Raw genomic sequence first — 11,585 nt, 5'->3', positions numbered from 1 at the left:
AAGGGTCGGTCGACGTGAGCGTGCAAGGCCGAGTAGGGCGATCTTGGGAGAGGTCCGTCTTGCGGCGGATGACGACGCCCGTGGTCGGCCGAGTCGGGCTACTCGGCAGCCCGCGGTTGGCCTGCTACGACCCCGACGCCCAGGCCCTTCTGGACGGGGCTGCTCGGCAGCCCGCGGTTGGCCGGGATGATGAGCGGGCTCCGGCAGCACCTTCGTCGCCGCTCGGCCGCGATCCGCGGTTGGCCGGGATGGCGATGTAGGTGCGCAGATCGGCGCTCCGGTTCGAGGGGCGGGGGCCTACGGCCCTCGGGCATCGGCTTCTCTGACGCCCGCTAGACTCGCGCGCGTGAGCGACGCGCAGCAGAACCCCATCCCCGCCGACACGACCGACGTCGCGGAGCAGACCAGGAACCAGCCCAAGGCCGACCCGGGGCCGGGCGAGCAGTTCGAGGTCCGTGCGGCCAAGCGCGAGCGCCTGCGCGCTGAGGGCTGGGAGCCCTACCCGGTCCAGCTGCCCGTCACCTCCACCATCGCTGCCGTGCGCCAGCGCCACGAGGGGCTTGAGGCCGGCGCGGAGACCGAGGACGTCGTCGGCGTCGCCGGGCGCGTCGTCTTCCTGCGCAACACCGGCAAGCTGTGCTTCGTCACCCTGCAGGACGGTGCCGGCGCCACCCTCCAGGCGATGATCTCAGCCAAGAACCTGCCCGGCCACGGTCACACGAGCCTGGCCTCCTTCAAGTCCGACGTCGACCTGGGCGACCACCTCTTCGTCCACGGTCACGTCGGCGCCTCGCGCCGCGGCGAGCTGAGCGTCTTCGCCGAGACCGTACTCGTCGAGGGCGCCGCCCCCGAGGCCCTGCCCGAGCTCGGCGACGAGTCCGTCGCCACCCCCGCCTGGCGCATCGCCTCCAAGGCCCTGCGCCCCTTGCCCAAGACGTGGACCAACGAGGCCGGCGAGTCCGTGACCCTCTCCGAGGACAACCGGGTGCGCCGGCGCGAGCTCGACCTCCTCACCCGCCCGGCCGCCCGCGACATGGTGCGCACCCGCGCCGCCGTCGTGCGCTCCCTGCGTGAGAACTTCCACCGCCGTGACTACATCGAGCTCGAGACCCCGATGCTCCAGGTCATCCACGGTGGCGCGGCCGCGCGCCCCTTCGTCACGCACATGAACGCGTACGACATGGACCTCTACCTGCGCATCGCCACCGAGATCTACCTCAAGCGGGCCGTTGTGGGCGGCGTGGACCGGGTCTTCGAGATCAACCGCAACTTCCGCAACGAGGGCGCCGACTCCTCCCACTCCCCGGAGTTCGCCGCCCTGGAGGCCTATGAGGCCTACTCCGACTACAACGGCATGGCGGAGCTGGCCCGCAACCTCGTCCAGCAGGCGGCGCGTGACGCCTTCGGCCTGGCCGAGGGTGAGGAGGTCGTCACCCTGGCCGACGGCACCGAGTACGACCTGTCGGGCGAGTGGGACACGATCGACCTGTACACGAGCGTCTCCGAGGCCGTCGGCGAGGAGATCACCGTCGAGACCCCGCGCGAGGCGCTCGTACGGATCGCCGAGCGGCTCGAGCTCGACGTCGACGACTACGCCTCGCCCGGCAAGATCGTCGAGGACATCTTCGAGGTCACCGTCGGCGACCGGCTGTGGGCGCCGACCTTCGTCTACGACTTCCCGGAGGACACCTCCCCGCTGACCCGCTACCACCGTTCCAAGCCGGGCCTGACCGAGAAGTGGGACCTGTACGTGCGCGGCTTCGAGCTGGGCACCGCCTACTCCGAGCTGGCGGACCCGGTGGTTCAGCGTGAGCGCTTCGTCGCCCAGTCCCTGGCCGCCGCCAACGGGGACCCGGAGGCCATGGTCGTGGACGAGGACTTCCTTGTCGCGATGGAGCAGGGCTTCCCGCCCTGCGGCGGCATGGGCATGGGCATCGACCGCCTCCTCATGGCCCTCACCGGCCAGGGCATCCGCGAGACGATCACCTTCCCCCTGGTCAAGCGCTCCTGACCGGCGCGCTCACAGGACGCGCAGGCCCACGTCGGAGGCGTCGCCGACGGCGCCTGACGTCCCTGGCCTCGCGTCCCAGGGACGTCTCGATGTCCGCAGGCCGACGGCGTCGGAGCGCGTCGGGCCCCACGCCGGGTCCTACGCCCAGTTCTCCCAGGTGCGCAGGGTGCGGGCGACCTCGTCGAGGAACTCGTCGACCTCCTCCTGGTCATAGCCCGGCCGGAACATCGTCGTCGGGAAGAGCACGTCGCTCACCTGCCTGCTCTGAAGGGACACGCCCGCGGGCACGGCGGAGCCTGCTGCTGTGACCGCGCCTGCCGTCGTGGCTGCGCCGGCACCGGCTGCCTCCCACGCGGCGAGGGTTGTGGCGGCCTCGTTCATGAGTCTGTCAACGTCCTGCACCCGGTAGCCTTGCCGGAACCTCACGACGGCGAAGGACTGCGCGCGGGTGCTGGAGGCTGTGAGGGCCACGGCGGGCGGCTCGCGGGTGACGGGTGGGAGCTCGGGGACGGGGGCGATGGGGGTCCTGTCGTCGTTTGTCATCGTGGTCTCTTCTTCTCGCCGCGCGGGACGGGTCGCGTGGAGCCGGTGAGCCGGAGGCGGGTCCTGCTCGCTGCGGTCTCTGCGCGGCCGTTACCGGTGGCCTCACCCTAGCCGCGTCCTGAGGACTGGGCGGAGGACACCGCTCCCCGTCCGGTGAGGGTGCGCGCCCTTCAGGTCGACGGCGGACAGGGCGTGCGGTGCTCTCCGTCAGGTGAGGGCCCGGGTGATGGTGGCCTCGCACTCGCGGCGTGAGACCGGCCGGCAGCCCTGATGCACCCAGTGGGCGATCGTCCTACCCTCCAGGTGCGCCAGCCGCAGGCCCCGTGTGAGCAGCACCGGCAGCGGCTTGCGGTGCTCGGCCAGGTCGCGGCGCAGACGGAACCACCAGGTCTGCACCCGCGGGCGGCACAGGACGAGCGCGTCGGCCAGCAGCCCCTCGGCCCGGCAGCGTTCGATGAACTCGGCGGCGAAGATCCCCTCGGCGACGAAGACCCTGGCCTGACCGATGTCGAGCTCCTCGTGGCCGACGGTCGCGTTGTCGGGCAGGGAGTAGACGGGCACCCGGGTGCGTCCGCTGGTGCACAGCTCCCGGATGGCCGTCATCGCGCGCTCGGCGTCCCAGGAGGCCGGGTGGTCCCAGTCGATGAGGCTCGTGGCCTTGGCGGCGCCCACGCCGTCGGCTCCCGAGAGCGTGCCGTCGAGCAGGGGCATGCCCGGCTCAACGCCGTCGCGGTAGAAGTGGTCGAGGTTGAGGCGCCTGGCGCCGACGCGGCGCAGCAGGGAGGTCTTGCCGGAGCCGGACGGGCCGGTGAGGAGGATGACGCGGGGGCTCACGGAGCCCCAGCCTACGAGAGCACCCGACTTCCGCGCGCCGGGGCGCGGTGGTCCTCACCGGTGCCCTCGTGCGGTCGGGATGCGGTGGCTCGACGAGGTCGGACACGTCCGCGCAGGAGCCCGCGGCCGGCCCCCCCCGCTCCGGCGTCCTGCCGCGGGCGGCACACACAAACGCCGGGGCGGTGGGAGTCATGCTCTCCACCGCCCCGGCGGCTTGTGGGGCGACCCGTTCGGGCCGGTCTCGGTCGTGCGTCAATGCGCGATGACAACGCGCAGGTTGCGCGGGCCGTGCACACCGTTGACGCGCACGAGCTCGATGTCGCTGGTGGCCGAGCCGCCGGCGATCCACGTCGTCGGGCGGGTCGGGTGCTGTCCCAGCACGTCCACGGCCTGGGGGACCGTCGGCATGATCATCTCGCGCTCGATGACGACGACGTGCGTGTCGGGCACCAGCGTGATGGCGCGACGCCCCTGGTCCGGCTCGCCGTCGAGGCAGATCGTGCCGGACAGGGAGATGGAGACCCGCGAGCAGGTGACGACGGCGTCGATCTCGTTGAGCTCGAGCGTGGGGATCGGATCCTCGCGTGAGTCCTCGCGCACGGTGCGCCCGCCGCGGGCGGCGGCCTCCTTGTACCCCTCGGGCAGGCCGGCGGGCACGACGACGCTCCTGGCCCCCTGGTCGGTGAGGAAGGCGTCGATCGCGTCGGCGACCTTGGCGTCCTCGCTCGCCCGGACGACCTTCGCCGAGTAGTCCTCGAGCTTGTCGATCATGTCCTCGACGACCGGCTCCGAGCCCGGGGCGTGCGTGCCCTGGCGGATGTAGTCGCGCGGAATATCGCGCACCGGACGCCCCTGCTGCGAGCGGGAGATGGCGTCGCGGGCGCGGGCGAGGATGGCGGTCTTGGCGTCCATGCTCAGGCCTCCTCATCGTCGTTGGTGCGGGTGGTCATGCCCTTCGGGCCGGCGAGCGGGATGCCCATGACGGGGGCGTCCGTTCGCGGCGCGTAGGCGTCCGAGCCCGGGTGAGTGCGCTTCCACCACTCGCGGAAGGACTCCTTGGGCGTGACGGGCACGTCGCGCGAGCCGGTCCAGCCCTCGATGACGGGCAGCGGCATGTGGCCGATGCGACCCTTCTTCCCGCCGAGCAGGCGGGTGGCCTTGGCGCCCTGGTCGACGAGGTTCCAGAGCTTGCTGTTGCTCATCGCCGGGCTGGTGACGCCCATCGCCAGGTCCCAGATGTCGGGTACCGTGCGGCGCTTGAGCTCCACGGAGCGGGCGCGCAGGTGGATGAGGATCGTCGGGATGTCGATCTTGACGGGGCACACCTCGCCGCAGGCCCCGCACAGGGAGGAGGCGAAGGGCAGGGTGTGGACAGGATCGTCGTCGGCAAGTCCCTGGGTCAGCTGCGGGGTGAGGATCGCACCGATGGGCCCGGGGTAGACCGAGCCGTAGGCGTGGCCGGAGGTGTGCTGGTAGACGGGGCAGATGTTCATGCAGGAGCCGCAGCGGATGCAGGCCAGGGCCTGGCGTCCGATGGCATCCGACAGGACCTTGGTGCGCCCGTTGTCCATGAGGATGAGGTGGAACTCCTGCGGGCCGTCACCGGGGGTGACGCCGGTCCACATGGAGGTGTAGGGGTTCATGCGCTCGCCGGTGGCGGAGCGCGGCAGGAGCTGGGTGAAGATCTCGGCGTCCTGGTAGCGGGGGACGAGCTTCTCGATGCCCATGAGGGTGATGAGCGTGTCCGGCAGGGTCAGGCACATGCGGCCGTTGCCCTCGGACTCGAAGATCGAGACGGTGCCGGTCTCTGCGATGCCCATGTTGGTGCCGGAGATGGCGACGGGGGCGTGCAGGAACTTCTTGCGCAGGTGGGCGCGGGCGGCCCCGGCCAGCTCCTCGGGCGTGTCGGACAGGTCCTCGGGAGCGTCGTCCATGCGGTCGAGGAAGATGCCGCGCACCTCGGAGCGGTTGCGGTGGATGGCGGGCACGACGATGTGCGAGGGCATGTCGTCGGCGAGCTGGACGATCATCTCGGCCAGGTCCGTCTCGTGGGCGGTGATGCCCTCGGACTTCAGGTGCTCGTTGAGGTTCGTCTCCTGGGTGGCCATGGACTTGACCTTGACGACGTCGTCGCAGCCCTTGGAGCGCAGGATCTGGGTGATGATCTTGTTGGCCTCGGCGGCGTCGCGCGCCCAGTGGACGATGCCGCCGTGGGCGGTGACATTGGCCTCGAACTGCTCGAGCAGCTCGGGCAGGCGGGAGGCGACCTCGAACTTGACGGCCTCGGCGGCGTTGCGCAGGTCCTCCCAGTCCGGCATCTCGTCCACGCGCATTTGCCGCTTGTTGCGGATGGTGCGGGTGGCGTGGCCGAGGTTGCGGCGCATCTGGGTGTTGGCGAGGGTCTTCTGGGCGCCCTCACGGAAGGTGGGGCCCCAGCGCAGGGCGTCCTCGGGGATGTTGACGGTGGTGCGCCAACCGCCGGTGTGGACCTCCGGGGTCTGGGACGTGCTCGTCCCGGGCATGCCCAGGAAGGTGGGCTGCGTGGCGGATGTGGAGGTGCGGGGCTGGTCGGTCTGAGTCATCGTGACACCACCTGTGCGCTAGCGGGGGCGAAGGAGATGTTGCCCTGGAAGGGGGCCTCCTTGGTGGAGGCGAGGATCTCGGCCAGGTGCATGACGCGCACGCCGGACTGAACGCGGGACAGGGCCCCGCCGATGTTCATCATGCAGGAGTAGTCGCCGGTGCACAGCACCTCGGCCCGGGTGGACATGACGTTCGCGGCCTTCTGGGAGACCATCGCGGTGGAGACCTCGGGGTTCTTGACCGAGAAGGTGCCGCCGAAGCCGCAGCAGACCTCCTTCTCGGGCAGGTCGATGAGGGTCAGTCCCTCGACGGCCTCCAGGAGCCGGTAGGGGCGGTCGCCGACGTGGGCGACGCGCACCGAGTGGCAGGTGGGGTGGTAGGTGACCGTGTGGGGGAAGTAGGCGCCGACGTCGGTCAGGCCCAGGACGTCGACGAGCAGCTCGGACAGGTCGTAGGTGTGGGCGCCGATGCGGTCGACCTGCGTGGCCAGGGCTGTGTCCCCGACGTGGTCGGCGACGATGCGCTGCTCGTGGCGGGCGGCTCCGGCGCAGGAGCCGGAGGGGACGACGATGGCGTCCCACTGGTGGTCGAGGACTGGCTCGAAGGTGTCGACGTGGTTGCGGATGATCTCGGCGGCCTGGTCGAAGTAGCCGGTGTTGGCGTGCATCTGGCCGCAGCAGACCTGCCTTTCGGGGAACACCACCTCGTGTCCCAGGCGCTCGAGGATGCTAACGGTCGCTTGTGCGGCCTGGGTGAACATGGCGTCTGCGAGACATGTCGCGAACAGTGCGATGCGCACGGGTGGTGTCCTTCCTCCACGACGTCGTTGACGAGGCGGGTTCAGGGTAGGGGCGTGTGGCACCCGCCTCGGCTCGGGCGCGGACAACCGCGATGTCTCGAATGCTGAAACACCGGTGCCGTGGGGAAAAGTCACGGTGTCGTGTCAGCGGCGGCAGTGACGTCGTGCTGCCGCGCGGGCTCGGTGGCGGGGAAATTGCGCAAGCGGTGGCTTGGGTTTTGTCCTGCGGTTCGCGCCGATGGGTGGTGCCGACCGCGAGGTCAACGACGACGGGACAGCCGGGTGGGCCTCACCCGCGACCAGTCCCAGAAGCCCCGGCATACGAGCGTCACGACTCCCGCGAGGAACCGTGCTGGGGATCTTGCACGCTCACGCTTTCGGGCCTCGGACAAAATCCGCGGAATCATGCGGTTTTCTGGTTTGGCGTTCTCGAGTGCTTCGGCTCCCATGTGCATGGGCAAGGTCCACGCACATGGGAGCCGCAGAAGCCGTTTTCGACAAAACGGCCCAAACGGCGGACTACCAACGAAAAATCAGAATCCGCCACATCACACCAGTCACATGAGCGTGCAAGCCCCCTCCGGGCGGGCCGGGCGGGGACCGGGCGGGCGGGGATCGGGCCGGGCGGGTCAGGGCATGTAGAAGCCGAGCACCCCGGTGGAGGCCAGCAGGGTGATCGTGCACAGCACCAGGAGGAAGACGATCGAGTAGGGGGCGACCTTCTTGAGGATCTCCGCGTCCTGGTCGGGAGCATCGAGGGCGGAGGTTGCCACCGCCAGGTTCTGCGGGGACACGAGCTTGCCCAAGCCGCCGCCGGCCGTGTTGGCGGCCAGGAGCACCTGCGGGTCGAGGTGGGCACCCGCAGCGGCGGTGGCCTGGAGGTTGGCGAAGAGGGCGCCCGCCGAGGTCGCCGACCCGGCAACCGCCGTGCCCAGCCAACCCAGGGTCGGCGAGATGAAGGCGAAGGCCGCGCCCGTGGACGCCAGGGCTGCGCCGACGGCGGTCGTCTGGCCCGAGAAGTTCATGACGTAGGCCAGTGACATCACCAGGGCGATGGTGAGGATCGAGAGTCTGAGGTTGTGGATCGTGCGCGGCAGGACCATGAGCATCTGGGAGACGGAGGTCTGGAAGCGGCCGCCGGAGGAGAGGCGACCGTAGACGACGGCGACGACCAGCCCGGTGACGAAGATCCACGTGCCCGGGTTGGACAGGGTCTGCAGGGTGTAGATCGCCGAGCTCGCGGGCTCACCCGCGGGGGTGAGCAGGTTGCCGTAGATGCCGGGCCAGGGAATCTTGACGTCCGTGGAGGACAGGAAGGCGGACAGGGGGCGGACGAGCTTGGTGGTCGCGATGATGACGACGACGAGGACGTAGGGCAGCAGGGCCAGGCTGATGCGCCCGGCGTCGGGACGGTCCGTCTCGTTGACGCTCGTGCGGGCGTCCTCGGGGGTACGCGGGGTCCACACGGCGAGGAAGAGTGTGCAGACGATGAGGGAGAACAGGGCGGCCGAGACCGCCGTGAGCTCGTAGGAGAACTGGGAGACGAAGAAGTGGCCTGCTGCCATGGCGGCGCCGCCGGCGAGGGCGAGCGGCCACAGCTGCTTGACACCGCGCATCCCGTCGATGACGAACAGCAGGACGAGCGGGACGGCGATGGCGATGATCGCGGTCATGTGGCCCATGACGGCGGCGACGGCGACGGGGTCCTCGCCACCGAGCCGGCCGGCCGTCGTCACCGGAATCGCCATGGCGCCGAAACCGACGTTGATGCCGTTGCCGACCATGGCGACGACCGCGGCCTTGATCTTGGGCATCCCGAGGGACAGGAGCATGGCGCAGGTGATGGCGACGGGGGCGCCGAAGCCGGCGAGGCCCTCGAGCAGGCCGGAGAAGCACCAGGCGACGATAAGGGCCTGGGCGCGCTGGTCGCCCTTACCGATGAGGTCGAAGACGGACTTGAGGTCCTCGGCGCGGCCGGAGGTCTCGGTGAGGTTGTAGAGCCATACGGCCGCCACGATGATGTAGACGATCGGCATCAGGCCCATGGTGGCGCCCTGGGTGGCGGACAGCAGGCTCATGCCCACCGGCATGTGGAAGGCGGCCACGGCGATGAATATCGACAGGACGAGCGCGATGAGTGAGCACCAGTGCGTCTTGACCTTGAACACGCCCATGAGGACGAAGAACACGATGAGGGGCAGCAGCCCGACGATCGCGGAGATGAAGACGTTGCCGCCGACGGCGGTGGTCGAGGGGGTGAAGGAGAGCGGCGCGAGGACGCTCAGGGGGGTGGGGCTCACGTGGATCACTTCCAGGGTCGGGAGCGGGACATCGTTGTCAGGTCAGGGTCCCGGTTGGGACGGGCCGATTCTTCCACCTTGGGCGGGTGTGTACGAGCCGGGCGGGCCTTCACCCTGGGCGGGGGCGCGTAAACGGAGCGAGATCACGTGCCGCCCGGGTGGACTGGATACCCCTGGGGGTATACGCTTCGGGTGTTGCGACACCCCGGGGAGAGTCTGCACCGGTCGCGAGAGGCGGCCTGCCAGACTTCCACGGGCACCGATACGAAAGGACCCTCCCATGTGCCGTCCCGTGACCTGCAAGACCTGCGGCAAGACCACCTGGGCCGGCTGCGGCCAGCACGTCGAGTCCGTTAAGGCCTCCGTCCCCGCCTCCCAGTGGTGCACCTGCGACCGCAACGCCCCCAAGGCCGGCGCCACCCCCACCGGCGGGTTCCTCGGCCGTCTGCTCGGGGGCCGCTGACCGATGACCAGCCCGACCCCCACCCGCCGGGTCCTCGTCATCGGTGGCGTCGCCGCAGGCATGAGCGCCGCCACCCGCCTGCGCCGCCTCGACGAGACCGCGAGCATCACCGTCCTTGAGCGCGGCGAGCACGTCTCCTTCGCCAACTGCGGCCTGCCGTATTACGTCGGCGGCGTCATCGAGGAGCGCGACGACCTCCTCCTTCAGACCCCCGACTCCCTGCGCAAGCGCTTCGACATCGACGTGCGCGTGCGCACCGAGGCCCTCAGCATCGACCGCGAGGCCCGCACCGTCCGCGTGCGCACCACCGCCCCCGACGGCGCCACCAGCGAGGAGGAGCTGCCCTACGACGCCCTCGTCCTGGCCCCCGGCGCCCGCCCCTTCGTGCCCCCGGTCCCCGGCATCGAGCGTGCCCTGACCCTGCGTGACGTCGCCGACGCCGACGCCCTGGCTGGCGCGGTCGCCACCGGTGGTCCCGACGGCGCCCCCGCCCGTTCCGCCCTCGTCCTGGGTGCCGGCTTCATCGGCATCGAGACGGCCGAGAACCTGCACCACAAGGGCCTGGACGTCACCGTCGTCGAGCTGGCGGACCAGGTCCTGCCCCCGCTGGACGTGGAGATGGCCGCCCCCGTCGCCCAGCGCCTGACCGAGGCCGGCATCGCGGTGCGCACCGGCGTGTCCGTCGCCTCCTTCACCGAGCGCGAGGCCCTGCTCACCGACGGCACGAGCGTGCCCGCTGACGTCGCCGTCGTCGCCGTCGGCGTCCGCCCCGACTCCGCACTCGCCCGTGAGGCCGGGCTCGAGGTCGATGAGCGTGGCGGCATCGTCGTCGACGCCGAGCAGCGCACGAGCGACCCCGCCATCTGGGCCGCCGGCGACGCCGCCGTCAAGACGGGCGCCATCGACGGCGCCCCGGCCTTCGTCGCCCTCGCCCAGACCGCCAACCGGCACGGCAGGGTCATCGCCGACTCGATCGTCGGCCGTCCGGCGCACTCCGTGCCCACCATCGCCACCGCCATCGTCGGCGTCCTCGGCCTCCAGGTCGCCATGACCGGGTGGAGCGAGAAGCGGGCGCGCGCCGCGGGCATGGACATCGCCGTCGTCCACGTCCACCCCTCCGACCACGCCGGCTACTACCCCGGCGCCCAGTCGATGAGCCTCAAGCTCATTGCCGAGGCCGGAACCGGACGCATCCTCGGCGCCCAGGGCGTGGGCCCGGTCGGCGTCGACAAGCGCATCGACGTCATCTCCACCGCGATCCGTGGGGGCCTGACGGCTCCTGACCTCGCCAACCTCGAGACCACCTACGCCCCGCCCTTCGGCTCGGCCAAGGACCCGGTGACGATGCTCGGGCTCGTCGCGGACAACACGCTGTCCGGCCTGACCCCGACGATCCAGTGGCACGAGCTTGACGAGGCCGTGGCCGCCGGTGCGAGCGTCGTTGACGTGCGCAGCCCCGCCGAGTACGAGCGGGGCCACATCCCCGGCGCTGTCAACATCAGCGTCGACGGCATGCGCGAGCACCTGGACGAGCTGCCCGACGGCCCGCTCATCGTCTCCTGCCAGGTGGGCCTGCGCGGTCACGTCGCCGCGCGCCTGCTGCTCCAGCGGGGGCGCGAGGTGCGCAACCTCGACGGCGGCTGGCGCACCTGGTCCTCCGTCAACGGCACCGGCGTGACGGGCTCCGAGCCGGGGCAGACGCGCTGATGACTGTCGAGCTCGACTCCGAGGAGCTGCGTCCGACCATCATGCGTCTCAAGCGGGCCCGCGGCCAGCTCGACGGCATCATCCGCATGCTCGAGGAGGGGCGTGACTGCGAGGACGTCATCACGCAGATCGCTGCCGTGTCCAAGGCCGTGGACCGTGTCGGCTTCGCCGTCATCGCGGCGGGGCTGCGCTCCTGCTACGAGGACGATCCCTCCGGTAAGGGCATGGACATCAAACGCCTGGAGAAGCTGTTCCTCTCGCTGTCCTGAGCTGTCCTGAGGCTGGTCCCGGGGTCCGAGTTGCGGGTCCCGGGACCGGTCTTTCGGGTCTGGGCTGAGCCAGCCG

General features: G+C 70.6%; 10 protein-coding genes. 4 read left to right on the top strand and 6 right to left on the bottom strand.

Translation table 11 applies throughout. From position 1 onward, the window contains the following. Positions 1-370: 370 nt before the first annotated feature. On the top strand, positions 371-2,011 hold the full coding sequence (locus ID810_RS10265) for a lysine--tRNA ligase (RefSeq protein ID WP_235931459.1): 1,641 nt from the start codon (positions 371-373) through the stop codon (positions 2,009-2,011). A 138-nt stretch (positions 2,012-2,149) separates the two neighbouring features. Here ID810_RS10265 and ID810_RS10260 read toward each other — a convergent pair whose 3' ends face one another. From ID810_RS10260 to ID810_RS10235, 6 genes are all read right to left on the bottom strand, one after another. After that, positions 2,150-2,554, bottom strand: coding sequence for a DivIVA domain-containing protein (locus ID810_RS10260; RefSeq protein WP_166858508.1), 405 nt, complete (start codon positions 2,552-2,554; stop codon positions 2,150-2,152). Positions 2,555-2,761: 207 nt separating this feature from the next. Beyond that, positions 2,762-3,388: an ATP-binding protein gene (locus ID810_RS10255; RefSeq protein ID WP_166858511.1), complete on the bottom strand. Its 627-nt coding sequence runs from the start codon at positions 3,386-3,388 to the stop codon at positions 2,762-2,764. Between the two features lie 252 nt (positions 3,389-3,640). Next, positions 3,641-4,300 (bottom strand): LutC/YkgG family protein, encoded by a 660-nt coding sequence (locus ID810_RS10250; RefSeq protein ID WP_166858513.1) that lies wholly within the window; start codon positions 4,298-4,300, stop codon positions 3,641-3,643. Positions 4,301-4,302: 2 nt separating this feature from the next. Further along, positions 4,303-5,910 (bottom strand): LutB/LldF family L-lactate oxidation iron-sulfur protein, encoded by a 1,608-nt coding sequence (locus ID810_RS10245; protein ID WP_188232639.1) that lies wholly within the window; start codon positions 5,908-5,910, stop codon positions 4,303-4,305. A gap of 56 nt (positions 5,911-5,966) precedes the next feature. Then, complete coding sequence (locus ID810_RS10240) at positions 5,967-6,770, bottom strand: (Fe-S)-binding protein (RefSeq protein WP_166858516.1); 804 nt, start codon at positions 6,768-6,770, stop codon at positions 5,967-5,969. 629 nt (positions 6,771-7,399) lie between these two features. Next, positions 7,400-9,070 carry an L-lactate permease gene (locus ID810_RS10235; RefSeq protein WP_235931455.1) on the bottom strand — a complete coding sequence of 557 codons (1,671 nt, stop codon included), beginning with the start codon at positions 9,068-9,070 and terminating at the stop codon, positions 7,400-7,402. A gap of 280 nt (positions 9,071-9,350) precedes the next feature. On the opposite strand from ID810_RS10235, the gene ID810_RS10230 reads away from it, so the two are divergent. Genes ID810_RS10230 through ID810_RS10220 form a run of 3 tightly spaced genes read left to right on the top strand, consistent with a single transcriptional unit; the run spans position 9,351 to position 11,509 of the window. Beyond that, complete coding sequence (locus ID810_RS10230) at positions 9,351-9,533, top strand: hypothetical protein (RefSeq protein ID WP_166858518.1); 183 nt, start codon at positions 9,351-9,353, stop codon at positions 9,531-9,533. Between the two features lie 3 nt (positions 9,534-9,536). Beyond that, the gene (locus tag ID810_RS10225) at positions 9,537-11,240 is read left to right on the top strand and encodes an FAD-dependent oxidoreductase (RefSeq protein WP_166858520.1); all 1,704 of its coding nucleotides are present in this window, start codon (positions 9,537-9,539) and stop codon (positions 11,238-11,240) included. Continuing rightward, positions 11,240-11,509, top strand: a complete 270-nt coding sequence (locus ID810_RS10220) for a metal-sensitive transcriptional regulator (protein ID WP_166858522.1) — start codon at positions 11,240-11,242, stop codon at positions 11,507-11,509. Before ID810_RS10225 ends, ID810_RS10220 begins: the two co-directional genes overlap by 1 nt. Positions 11,510-11,585: the final 76 nt, after the last annotated feature.

Origin of the sequence: Actinomyces respiraculi (assembly GCF_014595995.2) — a bacterium.
GTDB lineage: Bacteria > Actinomycetota > Actinomycetes > Actinomycetales > Actinomycetaceae > Actinomyces > Actinomyces respiraculi.
The sequence above is the reverse complement of the archived record's forward strand: the minus strand, read 5'-3'. Positions and strand labels throughout refer to the sequence as shown.